The 25,540-nt window shown below is 72.1% G+C and carries 26 protein-coding genes; 13 read left to right on the top strand and 13 right to left on the bottom strand.

The features are described from left to right. Window positions 1-9: 9 nt before the first annotated feature. Window positions 10-1,293: a D-inositol-3-phosphate glycosyltransferase gene (mshA, locus tag AB0B72_RS09805; RefSeq protein WP_367738202.1), complete on the bottom strand. Its 1,284-nt coding sequence runs from the start codon at window positions 1,291-1,293 to the stop codon at window positions 10-12. A gap of 128 nt (window positions 1,294-1,421) precedes the next feature. On the opposite strand from mshA, the gene AB0B72_RS09800 reads away from it, so the two are divergent. From AB0B72_RS09800 to AB0B72_RS09790, 3 genes are read left to right on the top strand one after another with little or no spacing between them, the layout of a single operon-like run. After that, window positions 1,422-2,171 carry an SDR family NAD(P)-dependent oxidoreductase gene (locus AB0B72_RS09800; protein WP_367738201.1) on the top strand — a complete coding sequence of 250 codons (750 nt, stop codon included), beginning with the start codon at window positions 1,422-1,424 and terminating at the stop codon, window positions 2,169-2,171. 43 nt (window positions 2,172-2,214) lie between these two features. After that, on the top strand, window positions 2,215-3,051 hold the full coding sequence (locus AB0B72_RS09795) for a class I SAM-dependent methyltransferase (RefSeq protein ID WP_367738200.1): 837 nt from the start codon (window positions 2,215-2,217) through the stop codon (window positions 3,049-3,051). Window positions 3,052-3,079: 28 nt separating this feature from the next. Beyond that, window positions 3,080-3,619, top strand: coding sequence for an N-acetyltransferase family protein (locus AB0B72_RS09790; RefSeq protein ID WP_367738199.1), 540 nt, complete (start codon window positions 3,080-3,082; stop codon window positions 3,617-3,619). 27 nt (window positions 3,620-3,646) lie between these two features. On the opposite strand, the gene AB0B72_RS09785 is transcribed toward AB0B72_RS09790, so the two are convergent. Continuing rightward, complete coding sequence (locus AB0B72_RS09785; RefSeq protein WP_367738198.1) at window positions 3,647-4,162, bottom strand: O-acetyl-ADP-ribose deacetylase; 516 nt, start codon at window positions 4,160-4,162, stop codon at window positions 3,647-3,649. 51 nt (window positions 4,163-4,213) lie between these two features. Between AB0B72_RS09785 and AB0B72_RS09780 the strand changes: the two genes are divergently transcribed. From AB0B72_RS09780 to AB0B72_RS09760, 5 genes are all read left to right on the top strand, one after another. Beyond that, window positions 4,214-4,570: a BlaI/MecI/CopY family transcriptional regulator gene (locus AB0B72_RS09780; protein WP_367738197.1), complete on the top strand. Its 357-nt coding sequence runs from the start codon at window positions 4,214-4,216 to the stop codon at window positions 4,568-4,570. Further along, window positions 4,567-5,481 (top strand): M56 family metallopeptidase, encoded by a 915-nt coding sequence (locus tag AB0B72_RS09775; protein WP_367738196.1) that lies wholly within the window; start codon window positions 4,567-4,569, stop codon window positions 5,479-5,481. Before AB0B72_RS09780 ends, AB0B72_RS09775 begins: the two co-directional genes overlap by 4 nt. 67 nt (window positions 5,482-5,548) lie before the next feature. Then, complete coding sequence (locus AB0B72_RS09770) at window positions 5,549-5,983, top strand: helix-turn-helix domain-containing protein (RefSeq protein ID WP_367738195.1); 435 nt, start codon at window positions 5,549-5,551, stop codon at window positions 5,981-5,983. A gap of 3 nt (window positions 5,984-5,986) precedes the next feature. Then, window positions 5,987-6,352, top strand: a complete 366-nt coding sequence (locus AB0B72_RS09765) for a hypothetical protein (RefSeq protein ID WP_367738194.1) — start codon at window positions 5,987-5,989, stop codon at window positions 6,350-6,352. Between the two features lie 173 nt (window positions 6,353-6,525). Then, window positions 6,526-6,867: a DUF2516 family protein gene (locus tag AB0B72_RS09760; RefSeq protein ID WP_367738193.1), complete on the top strand. Its 342-nt coding sequence runs from the start codon at window positions 6,526-6,528 to the stop codon at window positions 6,865-6,867. Between the two features lie 65 nt (window positions 6,868-6,932). Here the strand turns inward: AB0B72_RS09760 and AB0B72_RS09755 are convergent, their stop codons facing one another. Beyond that, window positions 6,933-7,898 carry a magnesium transporter CorA family protein gene (locus AB0B72_RS09755; protein WP_367738192.1) on the bottom strand — a complete coding sequence of 322 codons (966 nt, stop codon included), beginning with the start codon at window positions 7,896-7,898 and terminating at the stop codon, window positions 6,933-6,935. Window positions 7,899-7,959: 61 nt separating this feature from the next. Here AB0B72_RS09755 and AB0B72_RS09750 point away from each other — a divergent pair, with 61 nt between their 5' ends. Beyond that, complete coding sequence (locus AB0B72_RS09750) at window positions 7,960-9,561, top strand: DUF2207 domain-containing protein (RefSeq protein WP_367738191.1); 1,602 nt, start codon at window positions 7,960-7,962, stop codon at window positions 9,559-9,561. 33 nt (window positions 9,562-9,594) lie between these two features. On the opposite strand, the gene AB0B72_RS09745 is transcribed toward AB0B72_RS09750, so the two are convergent. Beyond that, the gene (locus AB0B72_RS09745) at window positions 9,595-10,536 is read right to left on the bottom strand and encodes an asparaginase (RefSeq protein ID WP_367738190.1); all 942 of its coding nucleotides are present in this window, start codon (window positions 10,534-10,536) and stop codon (window positions 9,595-9,597) included. Between the two features lie 45 nt (window positions 10,537-10,581). Between AB0B72_RS09745 and dtd the strand changes: the two genes are divergently transcribed. Further along, complete coding sequence (gene dtd / locus AB0B72_RS09740; protein WP_367738189.1) at window positions 10,582-11,007, top strand: D-aminoacyl-tRNA deacylase; 426 nt, start codon at window positions 10,582-10,584, stop codon at window positions 11,005-11,007. Between the two features lie 210 nt (window positions 11,008-11,217). Here the strand turns inward: dtd and AB0B72_RS09735 are convergent, their stop codons facing one another. The 5 genes from AB0B72_RS09735 to AB0B72_RS09715 form a co-directional block, all read right to left on the bottom strand. Further along, window positions 11,218-12,276 (bottom strand): folate-binding protein YgfZ, encoded by a 1,059-nt coding sequence (locus AB0B72_RS09735; protein ID WP_367738188.1) that lies wholly within the window; start codon window positions 12,274-12,276, stop codon window positions 11,218-11,220. A gap of 77 nt (window positions 12,277-12,353) precedes the next feature. After that, the gene (locus tag AB0B72_RS09730) at window positions 12,354-12,764 is read right to left on the bottom strand and encodes a Fur family transcriptional regulator (RefSeq protein ID WP_367738187.1); all 411 of its coding nucleotides are present in this window, start codon (window positions 12,762-12,764) and stop codon (window positions 12,354-12,356) included. A gap of 413 nt (window positions 12,765-13,177) precedes the next feature. Next, on the bottom strand, window positions 13,178-14,467 hold the full coding sequence (locus AB0B72_RS09725) for an FAD-dependent oxidoreductase (RefSeq protein ID WP_367738186.1): 1,290 nt from the start codon (window positions 14,465-14,467) through the stop codon (window positions 13,178-13,180). Beyond that, on the bottom strand, window positions 14,464-15,015 hold the full coding sequence (locus tag AB0B72_RS09720; protein WP_367738185.1) for a TetR/AcrR family transcriptional regulator: 552 nt from the start codon (window positions 15,013-15,015) through the stop codon (window positions 14,464-14,466). Before AB0B72_RS09720 ends, AB0B72_RS09725 begins: the two co-directional genes overlap by 4 nt. A gap of 401 nt (window positions 15,016-15,416) precedes the next feature. Then, entirely contained in the window at window positions 15,417-15,914 is a 498-nt protein-coding gene (locus AB0B72_RS09715; protein WP_367738184.1) for an FABP family protein, read from the bottom strand. Window positions 15,915-16,052: 138 nt separating this feature from the next. Between AB0B72_RS09715 and AB0B72_RS09710 the strand changes: the two genes are divergently transcribed. Together AB0B72_RS09710 and AB0B72_RS09705 are read left to right on the top strand one after the other, a co-directional pair. Beyond that, on the top strand, window positions 16,053-16,415 hold the full coding sequence (locus AB0B72_RS09710) for a DsrE family protein (protein ID WP_367738183.1): 363 nt from the start codon (window positions 16,053-16,055) through the stop codon (window positions 16,413-16,415). A 41-nt stretch (window positions 16,416-16,456) separates the two neighbouring features. Beyond that, a complete protein-coding gene (locus tag AB0B72_RS09705) occupies window positions 16,457-17,275 on the top strand; it encodes a hypothetical protein (RefSeq protein ID WP_367738182.1) in 819 nt (272 codons plus the stop codon). A 43-nt stretch (window positions 17,276-17,318) separates the two neighbouring features. On the opposite strand, the gene AB0B72_RS09700 is transcribed toward AB0B72_RS09705, so the two are convergent. Together AB0B72_RS09700 and AB0B72_RS09695 are read right to left on the bottom strand one after the other, a co-directional pair. After that, window positions 17,319-18,032, bottom strand: coding sequence for a type 1 glutamine amidotransferase (locus AB0B72_RS09700; RefSeq protein WP_367738181.1), 714 nt, complete (start codon window positions 18,030-18,032; stop codon window positions 17,319-17,321). Beyond that, window positions 18,022-19,296 (bottom strand): MurT ligase domain-containing protein, encoded by a 1,275-nt coding sequence (locus AB0B72_RS09695; protein WP_367738180.1) that lies wholly within the window; start codon window positions 19,294-19,296, stop codon window positions 18,022-18,024. Before AB0B72_RS09695 ends, AB0B72_RS09700 begins: the two co-directional genes overlap by 11 nt. A gap of 80 nt (window positions 19,297-19,376) precedes the next feature. Here AB0B72_RS09695 and AB0B72_RS09690 point away from each other — a divergent pair, with 80 nt between their 5' ends. Then, complete coding sequence (locus AB0B72_RS09690; RefSeq protein WP_367738179.1) at window positions 19,377-20,297, top strand: phosphotransferase family protein; 921 nt, start codon at window positions 19,377-19,379, stop codon at window positions 20,295-20,297. Window positions 20,298-20,308: 11 nt separating this feature from the next. On the opposite strand, the gene AB0B72_RS09685 is transcribed toward AB0B72_RS09690, so the two are convergent. Both AB0B72_RS09685 and AB0B72_RS09680 read right to left on the bottom strand, forming a co-directional pair. Beyond that, complete coding sequence (locus AB0B72_RS09685) at window positions 20,309-23,452, bottom strand: ATP-binding protein (protein ID WP_367738178.1); 3,144 nt, start codon at window positions 23,450-23,452, stop codon at window positions 20,309-20,311. Between the two features lie 96 nt (window positions 23,453-23,548). After that, entirely contained in the window at window positions 23,549-25,465 is a 1,917-nt protein-coding gene (locus AB0B72_RS09680) for a hypothetical protein (RefSeq protein ID WP_367738177.1), read from the bottom strand. Window positions 25,466-25,540: the final 75 nt, after the last annotated feature.

Here is a 25,540-nt window from a genome sequence, read left to right as displayed (position 1 = left end):
GAGTCCACCCTACGAGTTGACCGCGATGGGGGTCCGGTGCAGCTGGGACATGGCTCCCGCGTAGACCTCCACCAGCCGGGCGGCCGTCGCCGACCAGCCGAAGCCGGTGGCGTGCAGCAGCGCGTTGGACGCCAGCGTGCCGAGCCACCTCGGGCGGTCGACGAGCCCGCCGAGGGCCCGCGCCCAGTCGTGCGGGTCGTGGCCGTCGACCAGCACGCCGGAGACGCCGTCCTTGACGGCCGTGCGCAGCCCGCCCACGGACGCGGCGACGACCGGTGTGCCGCACGCCTGCGACTCCAGGGCGACCAGCCCGAACGACTCGTTGTACGAGGGGACGACGGTGACGTCCGCCGCCCGGTACCAGTCGGCCAGTTCGTCCTGCGGCGCCGGAGGCGCGAGCCGTACGACGTCGGAGATGCCGAGCTCGGCGGCGAGGTCGGTGAGGAGCGAGGGACGGGCGAGCCCGTTGCCGCTCGGCCCGCCCACGCACGCGACGACGAGCCGGGGCCGCAGCTCCGGGTTGTCCACCAGCATGCGGGCGGCCGCCTTGAGGAGCACGTCGGGGGCCTTGAGCGGCTGGATGCGGCCGACGAACAGCAGCACGTGCGCGTCCTGCGGCAGCCCGAGGCGGTGCCGTGCCGCGCCCTTGGAGGCGGGCTGGAACACGGCCAGATTCACGCCGGGATTGACCACGGCCACGCGCTCCGGAGGCGCCTTGTAGAGCTGGATCAGCTCGTCGGCCTCGGCGGAGGTGTTGGCGACGAGGCGGTCGGCGATCTCCACGACCTGCTCCTCGCCGAGCACCCGGACGGCCGGCTCGGGCTTGTCGCCGTCGGCGAGCAGCAGGTTCTTCACCTTCGCCATGGTGTGCATCGTGTGCACGAGCGGGACGCCCCAGCGCTCCTTGGCCAGCCATCCGACCTGGCCGGACAGCCAGTAGTGCGAATGGATGACGTCGTAGCGGCCGGGGTCGTACATCGCCTCGGTCCGCAGGACGCCCGACAGGAAGCCGCACAGCTGCCCCGGCAGGTCGGCGCGGGCCAGCTCCTCGTACGGCCCGGCGGTGACATGCCGGACGAGAACGCCTGGCGACAGCTCCGCCACCGGCGGCAGGTCCCGGGCGGTCCGCCGCGTGAAGATCTCCACCTCGATGCCGAGGGCCGCGAGCCGCTTGGCGACCTCCAGGATGTAGACGTTCATCCCTCCCGCGTCACCGGTCCCCGGCTGGTCGAGCGGGGACGTGTGCACGCTGATCGTCGCGACTCGGCTGATCCGACGCCGGCTGAGCGCCACCCGAACCACCTCCGAAGGCCTTATAACCAGAACAATCTTCACAAGATTCCCGCACCCTGGTGAGCACTCCGCCGCCGCATCCTTGAGAAGATGTGGCCGCCCATGCCCCCCAGGGAGGAAGGAGCACGATGACCAAGATCGCGGTGGTGACCGGAGCGAGCAGCGGCATCGGCGAGGCGACGGCCCGCCGGCTCGCGGCCGAGGGGTACGACGTCGTGGCGGCGGCCCGGCGGCGCGATCGGCTGGACAAACTCGCCGCGGAGGTGCCCTCGATCCGCCCCGTCACGCTCGACGTCACCTCTCAGGAGTCCGTGGACGCGCTTGCCTCCGAGCTCGACCGTTGCGACGTGCTGGTCAACAACGCCGGCGGCGCCGTGGGCCTGGAGCCCGTCGCGGCAGGCAGGGTCGAAGACTGGCAGGTCATGTACGACGTGAACGTGCTCGGCGCGCTCCGGATGACCCGGGCCCTGCTGCCCCGGCTGATCGAGTCGGGCGACGGCGTGCTGGTGATGCTCACGTCGGTCGCCGGGCTCGTCTCCTACGAGGGCGGCGGCGGCTACTGCGCCGCCAAGCACGCCCAGACCTCGATGACCGAGACCCTGCGGCTGGAGCTGTGCGGCGAACCCGTGCGGATCATCGAGGTCGCCCCGGGGATGGTGCGGACCGAGGAGTTCGCGCTGACCCGCTTCCGCGGGGACGCCGAGCAGGCCGCCAAGGTCTACGAGGGCGTGCCCGGCCCGCTGACCGCCGACGACGTCGCCGACGTGATCACCTTCGCCGTCACCCGGCCGTCGCACGTCAACATCGACCGCCTGGTGATCCGGCCGCGTGCCCAGGCGGCCCAGCACAAGGTCCACCGGGTGACGCCCGCCGGTTGAGCTCAGAGGGTTGAGCGCAAGAGAGCGGTGAGGCGCGCCGAGCGTGAGCCGTACGCATGAGAGCAGTGAGGCCCGGCGCACGACGGCGCCGGGCCGCCGGCCCATCGGGGAGATCACCCGGGGGACGACGGGGCACAACCGGCTGCGCCGCTCCGACCGGTGGATCGCCGCCGTACACGGCCCCCTGCTGCGCTCCGCAGGCGCACCCCTGGTGGCTGACCTCGGCTACGGTGCCTCCCCCGTCACCACGCACGAGCTGTTCGCCCGGCTGCGCCGCGTCTGCCCGGCCGTCGAGATGGTGGGAGTGGAGATCGACCCGGCGCGGGTCGCCGCCGCCCTGCCGTACGAGCGGGAGGGCCTCTCCTTCGTGCGGGGCGGCTTCGAGCTCCCGGTCTCCCGGCCGCCGCTGGTCGTGCGGGCGTTCAACGTGCTGCGCCAGTACGGCGAGGCCGACGCCTGGCGGCACTGGGACACGCTCCGCGCGGGCATCCACCCCTCCGGGGTGATCGTCGAGGGCACCTGCTCGGAGATCGGCCACCGGGCGGCGTGGGTGACGCTCGGCGCCGGCGGCCCCCGGACGCTGACCTTCGCGGCCCGGTTCACCGGCTTCGTCCGGCCCTCCGACCTGGCCGAGCGGCTGCCCAAGACGCTCATCCACCGCAACGTCCCCGGCGAGCGGGTCCACGCCTTCCTGTCCGACTGGGACCGCGCGTGGGCGACCTGCGCCCCCTTCGCCGCGTACGGCTCCCGCCAGCGCTGGATCAGGGCGGCGGAACTGCTGGCCGCGGACTGGCCGGTCACGACCTCCCCGCCCACCGGCGGCCCGTCCCGGTGGCGTCTCGGCGAGCTGACCCTGCCCTGGGACGCCGTCGCTCCTTGATCGTCACCGGATTGGTAACGTCGGGATCATGCGTTTCGTCCTCGACCCCGCGATGACGCCCGAGCTCTTCGAGGACCTTCTCGACTGCTGGACCGACGTGAGCAACGCGGGCGGCGCCGTGGGGTTCGTGCCGCCCGTGACGCCCGAGGACATCAGGCCGACGGCGGAGAAGGCGTTCGCCGGCACCCGGAGCGGCCTTCCGGGGGGCGGCGACCCGTCCGCCCTGGACGTCCTGCTCGTCGGGCTCGACGAGGACGGCGGGGTCGCCGCCTGGCTCATCCTCGCCGACAGCCAGTCGGGCCTGCGGGCCCACTGGAGGTGGGTCCTGCGCGTCATGGTCCACCCCAAGCACCAGGGGAAGGGCTACGGGAGGGCGCTGCTGCTGGCCGCCGACGACGCCGCCCGGTCGCTCGGCCTGGAGGCTCTGCAGCTCACCTGCCGCGGCGGCACGGGAGTCGACGCCTTCTACGCGTCCGCCGGCTACCGCGAGGTCGGCCGGGTCCCCCGGTCGATCAGGGTCGCGCCGGGCGACGACCGGGACGAGATCTACATGATCAAATGGCTGTGAGGCGGGCTGTCATCCTTGGCCGAATGCTTATCCCATATCCCGCAGGGCGTCTTCGAACACCGCATAGGCTGCGGAGTTGAACAGCACGAACCGGACCTCCTCGACCGCCGTCCCCGCTTGCCGCACCGTCGTCAGGGCGATGCGGGCGGCGTCGGCCATCGGCCACCGGTAGACCCCGGTGGAGATCGCCGGGAAGGCCACCGTGGCGGCTCCCAGCGAGCCCGCCACCGCCAGCGACTCCCGATAACAGGAGGCGAGCAGATGGGAACGATCCTCGCTTCGCGAGAACACGGGCCCGACCGTGTGGATCACCCATCGGGCGGGCAGCCGCCCGGCCGTGGTCGCGACCGCCTGCCCGGCGGGCAGCCCGCCGCCGTAGCGCGAGGCGCGCAGTGCCCGGCACTCGGCCAGGATCTCCGGGCCGCCCTTGCGGTGGATCGCGCCGTCGACGCCGCCGCCGCCCAGCAGGGACGAGTTGGCCGCGTTGACCACGGCGTCCACCCGCTGCTCGGTGATGTCACCCTCGACAAGCTCGATCTTCATGGAGTCTCCCTCTCTACAGAACGTAGTACTACTGCGGGTAGGCTGGATGGCGTGAAGGGACTTGGCGAGCTCGAACGCACCATCATGGACATTCTCTGGGCGGAGAACGCCCCGCGGACGGCCCGGGAGGTCGGCCGCCTCATCGAGGATCGCGACCTCGCGCCGACGACTGTGATGACCGTCCTCGACCGGCTCTCCCGCAAGGGATTCCTCACCCGCACGCGCGACGGGCGGGCCTGGCGGTACGAGCCCGCCGCGAGCCGCGACGCGTACGTGGCCGAGCTGATGCTCGGGGCGCTCGACCTGACCGGCGACCGCGACGCGGCGCTGACCCGTTTCGCCCAGGCCGTCTCCGGGCCTGAGGCCGAAATTCTCCGCAAAGCCCTCACGGAGCTGGAGGAGGAGTGATCGCGGCGGCCGTCCTGGCGGCACTCGCCGCGACGTGCGCCGTCGCCGCCTGGCGGCTGACCCTCGCGCGCTGGACCTCGCGCGCCCCCCGCACGGCCATCCTGCTGTGGCAGGCCCTCGGGCTGACCTGGGGACTGGCCTTCACGGGAGCACTTCTCGCCTACGCTCTGCAGCCGTACCGGCAAGGGGTGATCTTCGGCCTGGCGACGTTCGCCGCCGCCCTCGACCACGGCCTGCGTGAGCCGTACGACGTGATCAGGCTGGGTGCGCTGGTGACCGGGCTGAGCCTGCTGCTGGTGCTGATGGCGCTGCCGCTCGCGGCCGGGGCGCAGACGCTGCGCGCCCGGCACCGGCACCGCGCGCTGCTCGCGCTGATCGCCCGCGACGAGCCTGCCGTCCCTGGCGTCCGCGTGGTGGACTTCCCCGCGGCCGCCGCCTACTGCGTGCCGGGGCTCAGGTCCCAGGTCGTGATAAGCGACGGGACGATCAGCCTGCTGTCCCCCGGCGAGCTCGAGGCGGTGCTGGCCCACGAGAGCGCGCACGTGCGGGAGCGGCACGACCTCGTGCTGCTGCCGTTCGCGGCGCTGCGCCGGGCGCTGCCCTGGTCGAAGCTCGTCCGCGACGCCCAGTCGTCCGTCGAGCTGCTGGTGGAGATGGCGGCCGACGACCGTGCCCGCCGTCAGTGCTGCCCGCGGCGGCTCGCGACGGCCCTGCTGCGGTTCGGCAGCGCGGCCGCGCTCCCCACCCCGCAGGGGGCGCTCGGCGCCTCCGCCGCGGCGAACGTCATGGCCCGGGTGGACCGGCTCGTACGGCCGGAGGGGGCCATCCCGGCCGGCCACCGCTTCCTGATCCTGACCGGGTCGGTCCTGCTGGCGGCCTCGGCCCCTCTGCTGTGGCTCATTCCACACTGATTCTTGGTGCTAGCTTGAGTTAACGGGCTAGCTTGCAATTGCAAGCAGCGTGAGGCAGACTGAAGGCATGGAACTGCCGAAGGTCGGCTCGCTCGGCGAGTACATCCGCCAGCAGCGGCAGCAGGCGCAGATCTCTCTGCGCCAGCTCGCCGCGCAGGCCGGGGTGTCCAACCCCTATCTCAGCCAAGTGGAGCGGGGCCTGCGCAAGCCGAGCGCGGAGATCCTCAACCAGATCGCCAAGGGGCTGCACATCTCGGCCCAGGCGCTGTACGTCCAGGCGGGCCTCATGGAGGACCGCGAGCCGCACAGCGACGTCCTGACCGCGATCCGGGCCGACGTCACACTCACCGGGCGGCAGCGCCAGGTGCTCATCGACATCTACGAGTCGTTCCGCAAGGAGAACCGGGCCGAGGACGCCCAGCCGGCGCAATCGGCTGAGCCTCTCGAAGACGGCCCGGCTCTCCCGCGAAACGGCGAGACACCGCAAGCCACGGAAGGATAGCTCATGCCCATCACCACCGAGGTCAAGAGGATCACGGAGTCCAAGCCGTTCTACGCCATCACCGGCGCCGGCGACTTCGCGGTCGAGAAGGCGCGCGCCGCCGCCGTCACCGTCCAGGGCAAGGCCGAGGCCGTCGCCAAGGACCTGCCGGAGAAGGCCCGCGTGTACGCGGACGCCGCCACCACGCGCATCAACCAGATGTACGAGGAGCTCGCGAGCCGTGGCCGCAAGGTCGTCAGCCGCGTCAGCGGCGAGGCCGCCCTGGAGCTGACCGAGGTCTCCGAGACCGCCGAGCCGGCGATCGCCGCCCAGACCACCGGCAGGCGCACGGCCACGCGGCCGCGGTCGACCACCACCACCCAGAACTGAGCCGGGCGCTGACCCCGTCCGGCCTGACTCCGGCGGCACGGCCGTTCCGTACGGCCCCCGCCCTCCGGCCCGTCTCCCGCGTCCCGGGAGGCGGGCCCTCACCGTTTGCGGCACTTGTCGGTCACGCGGACTAGTCTGGGGGCGTCAGCGACCATGACCGTCTGGGAGAGTCCATGTTCGGGCCCGTGAACAGCGTGCTGAGCCTCATCTTCTGGCTGATTTCCATCGGGGCCTTCGTCATGTCGGTATGGGCGCTGGTCCACGCGGCGCGCACCCCCGGGCGCGCGTTCCCCGCCGCGGGCAAGCAGACCAAGGTGCTCTGGCTGGTGATCCTCGGCTTCGCCACGCTGTTCACCTTCGCCGCCGCGGTCAACTACGCAGGCATGGGCACCTCGCTGCCCAGCATCTTCACGATCGCCGCGATCATCGCCGCCGGCATCTACCTGGCGGATGTGAAGCCCGCCGTCAACGAGAACCGCGGCGGCGGCGCCCAGGGTCCGTACGGCCCCTGGTGACCCTCGGCCGCCGCCGCCGGGGGGCGGTCGCAGGGAGTGGCGAGCGGGTGCTGAGCGGTCCGGCGTCAGAGCCAGTCGCGGGCCCGGAAGGCCCAGTAGAGCGTCCCGGACACGCCCACGATCAGCACCATGGACGTCCAGAACCCGAGCGGGTGGCCGTACCCCGGGAACGGGATGTTCTGCCCGTAGAAGCCGGTGATCAACGTCGGGACCGCGACGATGGCGGCCCAGCTCGTCACCTGCTTCATGACCATGTTGGCCCGGTTGCTCTGGATGTTGAGCTGGGTCTCACGAATGTTGCCGACCAGGTCCCGGAGGGAGTCGGTCCATTCGGTGGCGCGCAGCACCTGGTCGTAGACGTCCTGGAAGTACGGGGTTATCTCGCTGTCGGAGCCGTTGCGGCGTAACAGCGTGTTGACGGCCTCCCGCATCGGCATCACGACCCGGCGGAGCGTGACCAGGCTCTTGCGCAGCTCGAAGGCGAACCGCTGCTCGTCCCGCCCCACCACCTCGTCGCCGAACACCTTCTCCTCAAGCTTCTCGACCTGCTCGTCCATCGCCTCGACCGCGTCGAAGTGGCTGTCGACCACGTAGTCCAGCAGGCCGTGAAGCAGGTACATGACACCGTGCTTGGCAAGGCTCGGCGACTCGTCCCAGCGCCGGATCACCTCGTCGATCGCGAAGTCCTCCGTCTTCCGCACGGTCACCAGGGCGTTGGAGGTGATGAACGCGGCGGCGTCGGCGACGTCGACCTGGCCGGAGGAGGCGTCGAACCGTGCCGCGTAGACGTTCAGGAACATGTGGCTGTCGTAGACGTCGAGCTTGGGGCGCTGCCTGCGCTGCAACGCGTCCTCGACGGCCAGCCGGTGCAGCCCCAGCTCCTCGCTGATGGCGAGCAGGTCCTCCTCGGTCGGCGTGCACATGTCGAACCACACGACGGCCGAGGGATCCTTGACGTGCTCGGACACGTCGGCGACGGGAAAGCCCTCGGCTACGAGTTTCCCGTTGCGGTAAAGACGGGTGTGACCCATGACCGGCAAGCCTATTCGAGTGCGTGAGCCGGACAAGTCGGGACCGATAGGGTGCTGGCTCATGGCCGCTCTCGCTCGCCGGCTGGGACCGGCGATCCTGCTCGCCGTCCTCGCCGCCTCCCCCGCGTACGCGGACTCCTCGGGGATCATCACCAAGGACGACGTCGCCATGGAGCTCCGCAAGGACGGCGTGCTCCATGTCAAGGAGACCATCGCGCTCTCCGGTGGTGCCGTGGAGCGGACGCCGCTGACCCGGACCCGCTACGACGACGGCAACGACCGCGTCTACCGGATCTCGAACGTCAAGGGCGCCTCGTTCGACGGCACGACGATGACGATCAAATCGAGCGGCGTCGTCGAGTACGACGTGGCGGGCGCCGTCACCCCCCTCGGCGCAGGGCAGGAGCTGCGCTGGTTCGCCGTCGCCGGCCCGGTGCGCGACGCCACCGTCGTGGTCACCGGCCCCGGTCAGGTGCGGAACGTGTCGTGCTTCGCCGGCGAGCTCAGCGCGGCCGCGGCCTGCACCGCCGCCTCGGTGGACGAGGCCGGCACCACCGCCACCTTCGAGCAGCAGGGCCTCGGCCCGGGCCAGGCGCTCACCGTGGTCGTCGGCTACCCGAAGGACGCCACCGGAGGCGGGCCGATCCTGGAGCGCCGCTTCGAGCTGTCCAACGCGTTCGCGCTGAACGCCGTCACCGGCGGCTCGCTGGCGTTGCTCCTGCTCCTGCTGCTCGGCGGGGTGGGCCTGCTGTACTGGACCCGCGGCCGGGACGCCCGGATCGTCGAAAGCGAGTCCGGGGCGGTGAGCGGTCACCGCGACGGGCGCTTCACGCCACCGGACGGCGTGCGGCCGGGCCAGATCGGCACGCTCTTCGACGAGCAGGCCGACGTCGTGGACGTGACGGCGACCATCGTCGACCTCGCGGTGCGCGGCTACCTGCGGATCGACGAGCAGCCCCGTCAGGTGTACGACGCCCCGGACTGGCGGCTCGTCAAGCTGCCCAAGTCCTTCGCGGAGCTGCTCCCCTACGAGCGGGCCCTGTGCGACGCGATCTTCGATCGCCGGGACACCGTGCTGCTCTCCGAGCTCCACGGCTCGTTCGCGGCAGGCCTCACCCGGGTGCGGGACGCGCTCTACGAGGATGTGGTCGAGCAGGGCTGGTTCGCCAGGCGCCCGGACTCGGTCAGGTCCCGGTGGACCACCCTCGGCGTGCTGGTGATGGGGGCCGGCGTCGTGGCGACCGTGCTGCTCGCCTGGTTCACGACGTACGGCCTGCTGGGGCTCGCGGTCGTCCTCGCGGGCGCGGCGCTCGCCTTCGGCGGCCAGTACATGCCGGCCAAGACGGCCAAGGGCGCCGAGGCGCTGGCGCACACCCTCGGGTTCCGCGAGCACCTCGCCGCGGCCGAGGTCGACGACGTGCCACCGGGCCAGCGGGTCGAGCTGTTCTCCCGCTACCTGCCGTACGCCGTGATCTTCGACAGTGTGGACCGGTGGGCGCGTGTCGTGAGCGCGTTCGACGGCGCGGGCCGCCAGGCCGACCACCTGTACTGGTACCAGGGGCCGGCCGAGTGGGACCTGTCGAAGTTCGCCGATTCGATGCGGACGTTCACGATGACGGCGTCGGGCGCGATCTCCACCTCGCGCCAGTTCCGGTCGCTCTAGCGGCTCCTGGCCCGGCCCGGACGGGGGCCCCGGTCAGGCGGGGCGGACGCGGACCTCGCCGACCGGGACGCCGCCGCCGAACAGCGGCGCGGTCGCCAGGCCGTCCAGCTCGGGGGCGTCGAGGCCGGCCGCGCGGAGCGCGGCGACCGTGACCGGCATGCGGGCCCTGTCGCCGCCGTCCTCGATCTTCACGGCGCCGGCGCGCCCGTCGTCGAAGGCGAAGGCGTCGTAGGCCTCCGCGCCGGCCTTCACCATCAGGCCGGGGATCGCCCGCATCAGCACGGTCTCCGGCCGCAGGGTGCCGCTCGTCCACTCGGGATACGCGCGCATCGCGTCGGCGATGCGCCGCTCCGGAGTGCCCGGGGACGCGAGCGTGAACTGGCGGAAGGCGCGCACGACACCGGCCATCGAGACGAAGAACAGCGGGGCGCCGCAGCCGTCCACGCCGGTCGCCGCCACCCGCTCGCCGGTCAGCTCCTCGACCGTGTCGCGGATCGCGCGCTGGAGCGGATGCGCGGGGTGCACGTAGTCCTCGACCGGCCAGCCGTTCACGGCGCAGGTCGCGAGCATCGCCGAGTGCTTTCCCGAGCAGTTCATGTAGATGCGCGCGGGGGCGCCGTGCTCCCGGATGACCTGGTTCCGCGCGTCCATGTCGATCGGCAGGTCTTCGGGGCAGCGCAGGAGGGTCTCGTCCAGCCCGGCGCCCGCGAGGATCTTCCTGGCGCCGTCGACGTGGAACCGTTCGCCGCTGTGACTGGCGCAGGCCAGCGCGAGCAGCTCGTCGTCGAGGGGCAGGCCGGCGCGGACCATGCCGAGCGCCTGGAGGGGCTTCATCGACGAGCGGGGAGAGGTGAGGGCGATCGTGTCACCGTGCACCATCACCGGCGCCCCGCTCTCGTCGACCACGTGGACCCGTGCGCGGTGGACGGACTCCACGAAACCGGAGCGGACCACTTCGATGATGAGTTCGGACATGCCGGGCAGTCTATGAACAGCTCCGACGTGGCAGAATCCGGGGCCATGCGTGCGGTCGTTCAGCGGGTCAGCTCCGCGTCCGTGGTGGTCGAAGGTCAGGTCGTCGGCTCGATCGACGAGCCGGGCCTGCTCGTGCTCGTCGGCGTCACCCACGCCGACGGCCCGGCGGAGGCGGCGCGCCTCGCCGCCAAACTGTGGGGGCTGCGCGTCCTGCACGGCGAGAAGTCGTGCTCCGACGTGGACGCGCCGCTGCTCGTGATCAGCCAGTTCACCCTGTACGGCGACGCCCGCCGGGGCCGCCGGCCGACCTGGCAGGCGGCGGCGCCGGGGCCGGTGGCCGAGCCACTGGTGGAGGCCGTGATCGCCGAGCTCAGAGCGCTGGGCGCACGGGTCGAGACCGGCGTCTTCGGCGCCGACATGAAGGTGTCGCTCACCAACGACGGCCCCATCACCCTGGTCCTGGACGTCTGAGACCCCGGCGGCGCGGGTGGCGCCGCCGGAACCAGGATGACGGCGAGTGGTACCGGCCGGCGGCGCGGTGTGCCGGCTGCACGGTGACGCCGCCGGTGCCGGGTGACGCCGCCGGTGCCAGGTGACGCCGCCGGTGCCAGGTGACGGCGAGCGGTGCCAGGTGACGGCGAGCGGTGCCAGGTGACGGCGAGCGATGCCAGTCGGGCGGCGTCAGCGGATGCGGCGCCGCAGGGCGGGGTCGATCGTCACGTTGCGACCGGCGTCCGGCGGGACGACGACCTCCTGGGTCGCGGCGACACCCCCCGCGAGCAGGTCGATGTCCACCGGCACCGTCCGCTTGACCACCGCCAGCGCGATCGGACCCAGCTCGTGATGGCGGGCCGACGACCCGACGAAGCCGATCTGACCGGGCTCCGCGGCGCCCTCCACCGCCGCCTCCGGCTCGGCCTCGGAGGGGGTGCCGACCCCGAGCGTCACCGGGGCGCCGTGCGGGGGCAGGACGTCGACACTGCCGTCCAGGTGCAGGAAGACGAGGCGGCGCGGCGGGTGGCCGAGGTTGTGGACCCGGGCGACGGTCTCCTGGCCCCGGTAGCAGCCCTTGCTCAGGTGGACCGCCTCGCCGATCCAGCCGACCTCATGGGGGATCGTCTTGTGGTCGGTCTCGAAGCCGAGCCGGGGCACGTGGGCCTCGATGCGCAGCGCCTCGTAGGCCCAGAGCCCGGCCGGTGTGAGCCCCAGCTCGCCGGGAAGGCCCGCCAGCCGCTCGCGCGGCACCAGCAGGTCGCCGCCGACCGCGATGGAGCCCTCCGGGGGCGTGAGCCGTACGGGATCGGCTCCGGGGGCGGCCACCGACACCACGGCGTAGTCCGCGGTCACGTCGGCGACCTCGACGCGCAGCATGAAGCGCATCTTCTCCAGGAAGGCCACGAGCTCGGCGGACGTGCCCGGCTCGACGTGGGCCCACACCGCCTCCCCGTCGTCCACCAGCGTCAGGTGGTGCTCCACTCGGCCCTGCGGGTCGAGCAGCAGAGTCTGAGTGGGGGTGCCGGGCGCGAGCGGGTCGAGCTTCTGCGAGCTCAAGCTGTTGAGCCAGCTCAACCGGTCGGGGCCGGCGATCCGCACGACCTCCCGGTTGCCCCGGTCGACCAGCGCCTGCCCGCTCGCGAGCGCGCGCTGCTCGGCATAGGGATTGCCGTAGTGGGCCGGGACGGTGTCGTCCGGCGCCTGGCCGGCGACGGCGCCTGGTGTGTCCAGCAAAGGGCTGCGCATGCCCCCAAGGCTATTAGGTCCCCACGGCGTGCGCCCCTCGCGCCGTACCGGCTGTGGAAAACCTGCGGCGTACGGCGTCAGCGGCAGTCGCGGCACTGCCCGAAGACGGTGAGGTGGCGGACGTCGGTGGCGAAGCCCAGCTCGGAGTCGAGCGCCGCGACCAGGCCTGCGACCAGCTCGGGAGGCACTTCGGTGACCACCCCGCACTTGCGGCACACGAGGTGCACATGGTCGGCCTCGGAGGCGAGATGGTAGGTCGGCGCGCCGTGGCCGAGATGGGTGTGGGTGACCAGGCCGAGCTCTTCGAGCAGCTCAAGCGTGCGGTAGACGGTCGAGATGTTGACACCCCTGGCCGTCTGCTGCACCCGGGAGCAGATGTCCTCCGGGGTGGCGTGGCCCAGCTCGGTGACGGCCTCCAGCACCAGCTGGCGCTGCGGGGTGATCCGATAACCGCGGGCCCGCAGCTCCTCGTGCCATGTCTCGGCCATGAGCAGAGTTTATGAGCCGCGAGCGCGGTCCATCGAGCCCCGGCGCGAGCCGGCCGATTCGCTGGACGCTTAATTGATTGCCCGCCGCCTGATCGTTCGCATAGCGTGAAGGCACGCAGAAGGGAGGTGGTCCGAACAATGGTTGATCATTATTGGACTAGCGAGGTGGCTGTCCGCTAGGACGCGTCCATCTGGACCCTCCGTCTGGATGTCTGACGACGTCCCGGCGAATCCTCGACAGACACCGGAGCCCCGGGCGGCCGGCGGACGGAAGACGCATCGTCTCCGCCCATGGTCCAGTCGGCCCGTCTCCTCGGGAGACGGAGCACGCCCGGGGCTCTTCCATGTCCCCCCTCACCGCAGCCGTCACCTCAGGCAGGTGTGCCTCTGCGGCCCGAGGGCGCACGGTCGCCTCATGGCGCGGGGATCGACCCGGCCATCTCGCGCTCCCATTCGCGGGGGGCGCTGACCGCCGCCCAGCTACCGCCGAACGTCATGCGGCGCAGCGGCGCGGCCCTGTCGCAGAGACGGAACCAGTTGCGGCTGAAGAACGCGTCGAACAGGTTGCTCGACATTCCCTGCCGGAGGGTTTTCATCGCGAGGTCGACAGCCTGGAAGCCGTAATCGCGCATCTCGGCCTCGTACCCGCCGATCGCGTCGAGCAGGGGCAGCTCGCCCCGGGCGGCCTGCGACAGCCGGCGGGTGAGCAGAGCGGCGTCGCGCAGGGCGGTGTTGGCGCCGTTGCCGCCGGCCGGTGGCATGCCGTGCACGGCGTCACCGAGGACGGTGACCCGCGAAGGCGCCCAGGGCGCCGGGTGGCCGGAGGCCTGGAACGGGAACGCGCTCACGTCGTGGGGCGGGCACTGGTCGATGAGCCGGCGCAGCGCCGGGTGCCAGCCGGCGATCAGGCCGCCGATGTGAGCCTTGAGCTGGGCGCCGTCGAGGCGCTCAGGATGTGCGGGGAACCGGTCTTTGCGGGCGACGAAGGCGCACAGCAGGTAGTCGTCCCCGGCCGGCCGTTGACGTTCGAACACCGAGGTGAACAGGAAGCACGGCGCGACCGGAAGAACGAGGTTCATGCCCTGGCCGAGCCGTGCGGGCAGCCAGGCCCGGGTGTCATCGTTGAGCGGGAGCTTGAGTCCGACACCGACCGCGCCGGTGTCGCGGCGGGTGGCGGCGGGCAGGTACTGCGCGCGCAGGCGGGAGTTGATCCCGTCGGCGCCGACGAGGACGTCGCCGCCGGCCGAGGTGCCGTCGGCGAAATGCGCGGTGGGGCGGCCGTCCGCGGCCAGCTCATAGCGGTCGAAGGTCTTGCCGTAGTGGACATCGGCGCCGAGTCCGTCGAGCAGGATTCCACGCAGCGTGTGGCGATCGACCGGGTAGGACCGCTCGGCGGGGTCGAGGGTGTCCGGGTACATGATCTCGTCTTCGACGACGACCAGCTCGCACAAGTCGGTACCGAGGAAGCCGAAGCCGCCACCGGGGCGACCCGCGGTGTCCAGGAACGCCTGCCACCGTTGATCGGGCAGGCAGGCCCGCAGCGACCGGCTGCCCGCCGGGTTGATCGCGAGCCGGTATCGGTCCAGGCGGTCGTCACGATGCGCGTCCCGCTCGTATACGGCCACCCCGACCCCGTGCTTGCGAAGGCCTTGCGCGAGCGCGAGGCCGCCGATGCCGCCGCCGACGATGATTACATCGATCATGACGCGTCTCCCGACGAGAAGAGGTCGCACAGCTGCCTGACGACGGCCGCGGCCGTGTCGGGATGTAGGCGAATGCCTTTGAGAGTGGCGATCACCAGCTCCACGCTGGCGTCGACGTCGACCGACCAGGCCCGTTGCTCGTTGCCCTCTTCGAAGAGCGCCGAGAGTGCGGCTCGCCAGCCCTGCTCGTCGCGTCTGACGTCGACGGCCATCGTCGGGTCGCGGCGGGCACGCAGATCGAGCTCGTCCAGCACGACGAACAGCTCGGGCCGTTCCACGATCGCCGCGGCGATCGCGTCCAGGTGGTGCCGCAACCGGGCGGCGGGCTCCATGTCGGTGCGCATGGTGCCCTCGAGCTGGCTGGTGACGTGCTCGAGGACCGCGGCGATGAGATCTTCCTTTGTCGCGAAATAGTGGTGCAGCGTGGAATGGTCGATGCCCGCGCTCGCAGCGATCGGCCGCAGCCGGAAGCCCTCGAAGCCCCGCTCGGCGATCGCCGAAAACGCCGCACGGATCAGCGCCTGCCGGCGGTCCACATGATCAGCCATCCCATCCACCTACCGTTCAACCAACTGTTTGGTGGACAGTATCACAGCGGGACAGAGAAACCTCTGCCCGCTGCGTACGGCGCGTGAGATGGCGGCCAACGCCGCCAGGCATGCCTTGTGATGGCGCGACAGTGGGGCCGGGAAACACGCGCGCGGGCGCGAGCAGCGGCCGAACCCCCGAAGGGCCGTAGACGGTCGCGCCTCAGGCGTCGGGGCAATACTCCCCGAGAGGCCGTGGAGGGTCGCGCCTCAGGCGTCGGGGACGAAAGTCCGCGAGGACCCGCAGACGGTGCGGTGCGCCTCAGGCGTCGGGGACGAAAGCCCGCGAGGGCCCGCAGACGGTGCAGTGCGCCTCAGGCGTCGGGGACGATAGTCCGTGAAGGCCCGCAGAGGGCCTCGCGTCAGGCGTCGGGGACGAAGTCGGCGACCTTCTTCAGCTCCGCCGAGGCGTGCGACTGGAGGGGCTGGCCCATCGCCGCCATGTCGTAGGCGTACATCAGGCTGCCGTTGACGAGTCCGTAGAGCCGGCGGCCCGCGTTGTACTCCTTGGCGGTCGTCGTCCGGGCGACCACGTCCGTCTCCAGCTCGATCTTGTGGAAGACGACCTCTCCGACGTAGATCTCGACGATGCCGGTGGGATGCGCGAGACAGACCTCCAGCTGGCGCTCCGGCTGGATCCGCCAGTAGCCGGACTCGCTCGACAGGGGCCGGACCTTCGCGCCCTCGGCGTCCAGCAGCCAGGTGCGGCTCCGGTAGCTCAGGAACGGCTTGCCGTTGTGGCCGAACACCACTTCCTGGCCGAAGTTCGCGCTCTCCATCGTGGGATAGCCGATCACGCCGGCCCCCTCCCAGTGGCCCAGGAGGAAGGCGATCGGCTCAAGGTCGGGGTGTACGTCCATGGGCACGAGCTTAAAGGCCGCCGGACGGGGCTCCACCCCCTCCCCGGAAGGGCCGCGCTTCTAGGCATTAGCGCATCTTGTCCAACTTGTACGGCATGCAGCGCAGCGGGCGTATCGAGCGCCGACTAGGCTGCCACCATGGCACGATCACTTGTGATCAAGGTGACGGCGGGGGCCGACGCACCGGAGCGGTGCAGTCAGGCCTTCACCGTCGCGGCGGCCGCGCTGGCCAGCGGGGTCCCGGTCTCGCTCTGGCTGACCGGAGAGTCCGCGTGGTTCTCCCTGCCGGGCCGGGCGAAGGAGTTCGCCCTGGCGGAGGCGCCGCCGCTGGAGGACCTGCTGGAAGCCGTGCTCGCCGGGGGCAGGGTCACCCTGTGCACCCAGTGCGCGGCCCGCAGGGGCATCACCATCGACGACCTCATCGAGGGAGTCCGCATCGCGGGGGCGTCCACGTTCGTGGAGGAGATCCTGACCGAGGGCGTCCAGGCTCTCGTCTACTGATCCCGGCACCGCCACGACCATCGCATCGGGGAAGCACCACCATGAACATCCCGCCCGCACTGGCGGAGAGGTCCGAGGCCGAGGCGGTGTACGACTTCGTGGCGGGCGCTCCCGCCTCCGTACGGGCCGCCCTGGGCATCGACGCGCTGCGGATCGGGGGCGGCGTCGCGCTGTCGATGCGCGACGACCCCACCGAGTTCTGGAGCAAGGCGCTGGGGTTCGGCATCGACGAGCCGGTGACCGCGGATCTCATGGACGAGGTCTGCGCCTTCTACCGGTTCCACCGGACGCCGATCGCCACCTTCCAGCTGGCGCCCTCCGTGCTGCCCGAGGACTGGGCCGACATCTGCGCGCGGCTGAACCTGCGGGCCGGGTCGCCCTGGGTGAAGCTCGTGTGCGACGCGCAGGCCCCCGCCCCCACCACGGGGTGGCAGGAGACCCTGCGGGTGAGGCGCGTCGAGCCGGAACAGGCCGCCGCATGGGCGTCGGTGGTGCTCCGGGTCTTCGGGATGCCGGAGGAACACCTGTCGGAGATGGTGGCGTCCTCCGTCGGCCGGTCGGGCTGGCACTCGTACGGCGCGTGGGAGGGCGATGACCTGGTGGCGGCAGGGACCGTGTACGTGCGCCAGGACACCGCGCAGATGTTCGCCGGGTCCACCCTGCCGCACGCCCGCCGACGGGGCGCCCAGTCGGCGCTCCTCGCCGCACGCGCCGCCGCCGCCGGCGCCGCGGGATGCCGATGGCTGGTCGCGGAGACCGGCGCCGAGGCTCCCGGCGAGCACAACTCGTCGCTGCACAACATGCTGCGCGCCGGGTTCGAGGTCCTGTACGAACGCCAGAACTGGGTCTGGCGGCCCTGATCATCCCTGACCTGGGCCGCCGCCAATTAAGCGAGCGCCAGGGTCAGCCCGACTTGGGCAGCACGGCGGCCAGGCGCTCGTCGCGCAGCGCCTGGTACCAGCCGTCGTCGATCGCCGGGAGCGGGCCGGCGACCGAGCTCAGCAGCAGGTCGGCGAGGGCGGGGTTGCGGGCCAGCGCCGGGCCGTGGAGGTAGGTGCCGATGATCCGGCCCGCGTAGCAGCCCTCGGTGCCGTCGCCGTTGCCGGTGCCGACGATCGTGCGCGACAACGGCCGGACGCCGGGACCGAGCCGGGTGACGCCCATGTGGTTCTCGAAGCCGGTCAGCATGGGCAGCCCCAGCGCCGGGTCGACCTCGGCCGCCAGCTCGCCCACCGAACGGCGCTCGCCCCGGCCCGAGCTGATGTCGAGCAGCTCGATGCCGGGCACGGGCTGCCCCTCCTCGCCGCCGAACACCGAGCCCATGATCTGGTAGCCGGCGCACACCGCCAGCAGCGCCGCGCCCCGGTTGACGGCCGCGTGCAGGCCGCCGTCCTTGCGCAGCCGCTCGGCCCCGAGGATCTGCGGCCGGTCCTCGCCGCCGCCGATCAGGTAGATGTTCCCCTGCTCCGGCACCGGGTCGGAGGAGCGGACGTGGACCGTACGGGTCCGGAAGCCGCGTGCGCGGGCCCGCTGCTCCAGGACCAGGACGTTGCCCTGATCGCCGTAGGTGCTGAGCAGGTCCGGATAGATCCAGACGATTGACAATTCAGACTGCACGGCCGAACTCCGCTCGGATCTGCTGGAACGCGGTGTAGTTGGCGATGACGTCGATCCTGCCGGGCCGCAGGGCCGTCAGCGCCTGCTCGAACGACTCGCAGAGCTGGAACGGCACGCCCGCCACGGCGAGCCGCAGAGCCAGGTCGAGGCGGCGCTCCCCGGTCACGTACACCGGCCGGCCCGTGAGGATGCGGTAGTCCACATCCCACAGCCAGGAGGTGTCGCGGCCGTCCGGCCCCTGGGCGTTGACCGACAAGATGATCGGCAAAGCCGGGTCGGCGACGTCGAACGCCTCCAGCCAGCCCGCCGGGTTCTTCGACAGCAGCAGCCGCAGCACCCTGCCGTCGCGCTCCACCGTGGTGTAGCGCCCGGCCACCGAGGTGACGGTGCGCAGCCGGGGCAGCGCCCTTCCGGCGTCCAGGCCCAGCGCCTCCACGGTCGCCAGCGCCATCGCGGCGTTCGCCCGGTTCGCCTGGCCCGGGAGCTGCAGATCGAGCCGCCACCGCGCCCCGCGCGGGTCCACGACGTCCTCGCCGTCGAGCACCCAGTTGGGCTCGGGACGGTGGAAGGTGCACTCGCGGCAGGCCCAGCTCGCGTCGGTGACCTGGGTCACACCGCCGCCCTGCCCGATCGCGCCCGACCCGGCCCGGTCGAGGGGGCCGCCGCACTCGGGGCAGCACCAGGAGTCCTCACGCCAGCGCTGCCCGGCCGCGACCCAGGTGACCCGGGCGGCGGTGGACGCGCCCCACGTGACGAGCGGGTCGTCGCAGTTGGCGATGACGTGGGCGGGCCTGCCGTCGAGCGCGCGCCGCCACTTCTGCGCGAGCAGCCAGATCTCGGCCGCACGGTCCATCTGGTCGCGGCTGAGGTTCATCAGACAGACGATCCCGGCGCCGGTCGTGTCGAGCACCTCCGGGAGGTACTTCTCGTCGACCTCAAGCACGCCGTACGGCGCGTCCTTGGCCGACGACAGGGCCGACACGTGACCGGCGGGCATGTTCGCGCCGTACGCGTTGGTCGCCACGCCGCCGAGCTCCTGCAACGCCGAGGTGATCAGGCGGGTCGTCGTGGTCTTGCCGTTCGTGGCGCTGACCAGGACGACCTCACGGTCGGCCGCGAGCTTGCGCAGAAGGTCGGGCTCCAGCATGAGGCCGACCCTGCCGCCGATGACCGAACCGTCGCCGCGCCCGGTGGCCCTGGACAGCGTCGCGGCCGTACGGCCGAGGGCACTGGCGAGCTGCGCCCGCAACGGAAGCTGACTCATGCCCGCGATCCTAGCCGCGCGCGCCGCCCCGGACGGACGCCCGGCGCGTGAGCCGCCACGCGGCGACGTAGGGTCTCGGCGTGGAACCCCTGAGCCGCGACCGCGCCGGAGACGTCGGCGGCGTCGTCGCGACGCACCTGCCCGGCTACCTGATCGACACCGTGGTGCTCCTCGGCGAGGGGCAGGACAACGCCGCGTACGAGGTCAACGGCGAGCTGATCGTGCGATTCTCCAAGGAGCCCGACCCGCGGCGCCGGGCCGCGAACGTCAACGACGAGGCTCGCCTGCTCGCCACCGTCGCGGGCATCTCACCGCTTCCGGTCCCCGAGCCGGCCTTCACGGCCGCCGAGCAGGGCTGCCTTGCCTACTTCAAACTCCCGGGCCTGCCGCTGATCGACGTGCCTTCTTCGCGGCGATCGGCCCACGGCGCCTCGATCGCCGCCGCGCTCGGCGAGCTGCTCGCCGCGCTGCACAGCGTTTCGGCCGGCCCGACGGCCGACCTGGTGGCCGGCCTGGTGGGCACCGACGACGAGCCGAAGGCGCTGTGGCTGAGCGAGGCCGCGCAGCTCTACGCCGACCTCGCCCCACACGTGCCGGCGGCGCACCGCCCGGCCGTGGAGGCGTTCCTGGACGCGCCGCCGCCCGCTGACGGGCCCGCTCTGGCGTTCTCCCACAACGATCTGGGGATCGAGCACGTTCTCGTCGACCCGGTCACCTGGGCGGTGACGGGCGTCATCGACTGGAGCGACGCCGCCATCGTCGACCCGGCCTGCGACTTCGGCCTCCTCTACCGCGACCTCGGCCCGGACGCCGTCCGCGTGGCCCTGCGCGGCTACCCGGCCGACGTCCACGAGACGGAGGCGATCGTCGCGCGCGCGGCCTTCTACGCCAGGTGCGGCGTCTTCGAGGAGATGGCCTACGGGCTCGAGACAGGGCATCGCGAGTACTTCGACAAGAGCCTCGCCGCGCTGCGCTGGCTGTATCCGGCGCAGCCACGGTAGGCACCGCCGATTCAGCCGCCGAGCGGGTCGGGGAAGGACAGCTCGACGGGTGTCTCCCCGTCGAAGGGCAGGACGAAGCGGCGCGGCCACGACAGCACCGTCTCCAGCCAGCCCGCCCCCATCGTCTGCGCCACGTACTTGACCCGCTCGCGCGGCTCGACCCCGATCGCGACGGTGGTCACGTCGCGCTGGATGCCCTCGTGCTCGTCGTCGCCGAGGATGGCCCGCCACGCGAGCGCGCGGTTGCGGTCCACCTCCATCGACAGCGGGTGGTGGCGCAGCGCCTTGGCGCGGTGGCCGAGCAGCTCGGTCCGGACGCTCACGGCGACCGCGCCGTCGCCCGCCCCGGCGGGGGCCGATCCGTTCAACCCCTGGTGCGGGTACGGCCGGCCGGCCGGGTCGGTGCCGAACAGCGGATACTCCATGGCCGGGGCCGGGCTGCGCAGGTTGGGCGCCGGATGGCCGAACGGGAACAGCCTGTCCACCTCGTGCAGCCACCTCACCTGGGGGATGACCCACGCCTGGCCCGGCCGTTCGCCCGCCTGCATCGGCCGGTCGCCGTCCGCCGGGTCGACCTGACCGGCATCCGGCAGCCCGGAGCCGAGCAGCCCGGCGGCGACCTCCGCGGCCTTCTCCGTGAGTAACGCCGGGTCGAACCAGGTGCGCAGCGACCACGCGCGGCGGGACACGCCGCGCTCGGCCAGCGTGGCGAGCAGGCATTCGCGACGCTTGGGAGGCAGCTCCGCCCAGATGTCGGCGAGCACCCGCGGCACGCCGGGCAGCGACCGGTTCGTCACGAACGCGAGCACGACGGTGTCGGTCCAGATGCGCAGCCACGCCCATTCCGGCGCCACGGCGAGCAGGTCCGCCTCGCGCAGCTCGACCAGCGTGCACGCCTTCCCCGTACGGCATTCGCGTCCGCAGGCGGCCGAACGGCGGCCGCAGATCGGCGGCACCGGGCCCAGCGTGACGCGCTCGCGGTCCTCCCCCAGCGGCACCCGGATGCGCAGCGGCCGGTCCATGCCGTCGGCGAAGACCGCGGCGAAGCCGGGCTGGAGCGAGACGACCTGGCGCGACTGGTCCTCGCTCAGGTTCATCGCCGCGCCCACGAGATGCCGGTCGTCCTCGGCCGGAAGGCGGTGCACCACCTTGAGCGCGGTGTTCTTCACCACGTCGGAGACGAGCTTGGTCGGGATCTGCTCGGCCACCACGATGCCCTCGCCGTACGCCCTGATCTCGGCGAGCATCCCGGCGAGCAGCTCGACGGCGTGGGTGGAGGCGCGCTGGGAGCCGCGGTCCCGCAGCAGCCGGTGGGCCTCCTCGATCACGATGACGTGCCGCAGGCCGCCCGCGCCGTCCTCGTGCCGCAGCTCCTGCCGCGCGCGCATCCGCAGGTGCTCGACGATCCGGATGATGAGCGTGCCCATGAGGAACGCCTTGTCCTCGTCGTTGGCGACGTCCTCGATGGCGAGCACCACGTTGCGCTGGAGCAGGCCGCCGATGTCGGCCGGGTGGCCGCCCTCGAAGAACCTGCCCGCGCTTCCCACGCGCAGGCTGCGCAGCCGCAGGCTGATGAAGCCCTCGACGTCGGCCTGCACCTCGTTCCCGTAGCCGATCTCCTGGATCACTTCCAGCGCGTGCTGCTGGAGCTGCTCCAGCGTCGGGACGGCCGGCTGGACGGCGGCCCCGGGGATGCCCCCGCCCGTCACCACGTCCCAGCCGTTGGCCTCGTAGACGCGCTGCAGGGCGAGGGACATGATCTGCGGGAACGGCTCCTCGGCGTCGAAGGCCGCCATGAACAGGGCGCGCACCATGTCGATGTGCGCCTGCACGGGGTAGCCGGGCTCGGGCGCGAGCGGGTTGATGCTGATCGGCACGTTGTCCGGCGCCGACGGGTTGATCACGGTCAGCGGGGCGAGGTGCTCGACCCGGCCGGCCATCGCGGCGTACTCGGACTTGGCCGGCTCGATCGCGAGCCAGGGGATGCCGGCCTTGGTGAGCTGCTCCAGCAGGTGCCGTACGGTCTGGGACTTGCCCGAGCCGGTCGCCCCGGTGACGAACGCGTGCCGGTTCAGCGTGGCCAGCGGCACCCGGAACGTTCCGACCTCACGGTCCTGCCCGTCGACGATCGCGCCGAGGTCGATGAGCTCGGTGGAGCCCTCCACCTCGGCCTCGCTCGTCACGTCGAAGAAGCCGGCGTCGAGCACCCGGACACCCGGCACCTCCCGGCGCGGCAGTCCCGCGAGGGCCGCCAGCGCGCCCGCCGTCGCCGCGAACGGCGCCGCCGCGCCGTCGGCCGGATCCTGGAGGTTGACGGCCAGGGCCTCGGTGAAGCCGTACACCGACTCGGTGGCGGACTCCCCCGACGCCCCCGCCGCGCCCGACAGGGCCGGCAGGGACATGGCGCTGCGCAGCCGGTAGGGATGGTGGCTCATCTCGACCGAGCCGACGAGGACGGGAGCGATCTGCCGCAGCTCGTGCTGGTCGGCCGCGCCCGCGAGCACCCGGACGTTCCACAGCCCGGCCTCGCGGAAGGCGTCGAGCTCCTGCATCCTGCGCTCGGCGCGCTCGGCGTCGAACCGGGACCGCTCGGAGGCGTCGCCGTACTGCCGCAGGACGTTGAGCTGGGTGCGCAGGTGGGCGACCTCGGTGTCGAGCAGATCGGTCGGCTCGGCGACGACCACCCATCCGAACGGCCGGGACATCAGCGTGACCAGCGTCGACTCGAACAGCGTGGGCCGCTTCACCTCGTCGGGCTCGGGCTCGCGCCTGCCGTAGAGCGGCGGGGCCTGGCGGCCGGGGCACGGCGTCCAGACGAGGTCGGCCAGATCGGCCAGCCACTCCTCGCCGATCTCGACGCCCCGGGCGCCGCCGGGGAACAGCAGCGGCTGCGGGCCGGTGACCGGCGCCTCGGCCGACGTGGCGGCCCGCCTGGGCGGGCGGGGCGGTGTGAGCGGACCGGCGTTGGTGATCAGCTCCAGCGGCGCGCCCGAGCCCCGCGACAGCCAGCCGATGACGAACGGGCGGTTGCGCTGCGCGGCGGACAGGACCGCGGGGAGCACCGTGACGAAGTCCCACTCCGCGGACGAGCTGCGCGAGGGGGCGGTGATCGCCTGGATCCGGTACCACGGCCCGCTCAGGGGGAACGGCTGCATGAGACCCCTCACTAGACGACGAACAGGGAAGAGACTCTTGTAACGATCAGGTGCGCACACCCGTGTTGACGATGCCCTTACCGGACGCGGACGCTGTCATGGCCGCTTGCGCCAGTCCAGCCGGGGAGGCGGAGGGCCCAGGTTGGGAGGCGGCGCGTCCTCCTCGGGCTCGGGAGGAGCGGGCTCCTCGGTGCCCAGTGCGGCGCGCCGCACCTCCTCGAACTCCCCCAGAGTGGTCTTGGGGAACGTGAGGATGGCCGGGTTCGCGTCGGCGAGCCGCACCTGCCGCCCGTCGGCGGTGGCGTGCGTGACGATGACGGAGGTGGTCGGGAGCTGCTGGAGCTGGTGCGGCTCGACCAGGAACTCCCGCGACCGCTGGAGCACGCCCTCGGCGACGGCCGGGGCGTGCCTGCCCCATTCGGTCGACTCGGTGATGTCCTCCCTGAGGTCGCCGTCGCCCTTCTCCCCCGGCCCCGTACGGCCGCTCCCGACGGTCGAAGTATAGAAGCCGCTGGGCGCGTTGAGGGAGGAGCTGAACGTCTCGGTGAGCTGGGCGAGCTCCAGCCGGTGCTCGGTGCCGACGTGCTCGCTCGCCACACGGGCGTCCTCGGCGTTGCCCAGGCGCATGAAGGCGACGGCCGCGTGGCCCCGGCCCAGCCGCTCCTTCACCGTGGGGGTGAGGCTGCGGTAGGTCAGCACCAGGCCGGTGCGCGAGGTCTCACAGGCGTCCATGAGCCGGTCGAGCACGTCGCCGCGGAGCTTGTCCGCCCCCGCGACGATGATCGTGTGGTACCAGGGCCGCTCGCTCGCCGGCGACTGCCGCAGGATGTGGGTGAGCGCGGTCGCGACGTACGTGCCGAGGACGCGGTTGCCGAACACCCCGGCCTGCCGGTCCATGCTGACCACTCTCAGCCGCGCCGGCGGCAGCCGTACGGCCTCCGACCCGAGCGTCTCCAGCTTGCGTAACTGGGACTCCAGGGCCCAGGCCCGCTCGATGACGACGCGGTCGGCCACGCCGCGGCCGAACAGCGTGCCGATCCGTTCGAGCTGCGACGCGGTCAGCAGGCCGTACTTCATGTCGTCGCGCGGGTCGCCCACCTGCGCGAGGGCACGCAGGGCGGCGGTGACCTGGCTGATCGTGGCGTTCTCGCCGAGGACCTCCAGGACCCGCTCCAGGATCGCGTTGTCGAAGCCGATGTCGCGGCTGGTCTCCTCGCTGACGCTCACCACATGGGCGAGCACGTCGGCGAACGCCTCGGGCTTGAGCGTCGCCCCGAGGTCGAGCCGGGGCAGGTCGACGGGGAGCACCCAGACCAGGGGGTCGTCCCCGCCTCTGCGGGCCAGCTCGATGAGGTCCTTGGCGATCGCGCCCTCGGACAGGTCGAGGACGGTCAGGTGGCCGCCGCTGTAGAGACGGGTCGCGCCGATCAGTGTGACGAGGGCCGACCAGCCGGGCAGCGTGCCGCCCGCCACGTCGACCCGGTCGATCTCGTCGGGCACGGCCACGGCGTACCAGGTGAGCTGCTTGTCGAACTTGTTCTTCTTCTCGGCCCAGTCGCGGTATTTGGCGGCGTGCTCCTCCTGGGCCGTGACGATCTCCCGCTGCCTGCGGTCCAGCTCGCGCTGGGCCTTCTCGCGCCGCTTGTCGATCCGCTCGTTGACCGTACGGTCGCCCTGGTGGATCGCGTAGCCGCAGATCGCCGCCGCACCACCCGCCGCGACGAGGCCGAGGAGCACGAACGACCAGTTCAGCAGGCTTGTCACGCCGAGCACGAGGAAGCCGGCGGCTACCACCGCCATGAAGGCGCGGAAGATGCGGACCGGGCGGTTGAGCAGGTCCTTCTGGAGACGCTCGCGCTGCGCCCACCCGTCGTCGACCGGCGTCTGGGCGACGTCCTCCCGGGCCGGGCGCTTCGGCGGAGGCCCCGGATCCGGGTACAGCAGAGCGTATTGCCAGCCCAGGTAGATCCGATCCGCCTGAAGCTGGGCATGCTCGGGGTGCGGGTCGCCCACAGGCCCTCCATGTCCGCCTCGGTCACAGCGTAGGAGCTGAAGGCCCTGTGAGGGCGGGCTTCTCGCCATTCGGAC

The organism is Microbispora sp. NPDC049125 (assembly GCF_040802045.1).
Lineage (GTDB): Bacteria > Actinomycetota > Actinomycetes > Streptosporangiales > Streptosporangiaceae > Microbispora.
This window is presented reverse-complemented; position numbering and strand designations above follow the sequence as displayed.